This is a genomic window from Citrobacter sp. VF227 (assembly GCF_052950715.1).
Map to the genome: position 1 here is coordinate 1 of NZ_JBRFVF010000681.1, position 407 is coordinate 407.

General features: G+C 65.1%; 1 protein-coding gene. It reads left to right on the top strand.

The window, feature by feature from the left end:
- On the top strand, positions 1-240 hold a 240-nt coding region (locus tag ACU8YC_RS28535), incomplete at its 5' end, for a hypothetical protein (protein WP_446896458.1).
- Positions 241-407: the final 167 nt, after the last annotated feature.

Here is a 407-nt window from a genome sequence, read left to right on the forward strand (position 1 = left end):
CCGGCCGCCCGGCAGCGGGTGACGCTGCTGGTGACGGAGCCGGCCCGGTTGTGGCTGCCGCGGGATGCGGTGGGGGAGTTTGAGCTGGACATGATGGTGACGGCCTGGCCGGCAGAGGAGGAGACGGAGGCCCCGGCGCCGGCGCCGGAGAGCGTCCCTCAGATACCGCTCACCCCGGCCATTCCGGATGCCGCAGCCATCACGGCCCTGCTGTATGGCGGCGGGGTGTTTCAGGGGTAGGGCGATACGGAACAGCACCCGGGAGCCGGGTGCTGTCCGGGGCCGTGATGACACAGGGCTGTGGCTGCAGCCCTGTGCAATACCGGTCTTTCAGGGACGGTATAAACGATACTGATATTTACTGAAAAGGAAAGCATATGAAACTGAGAAAAGCACTTGTGGCTGCC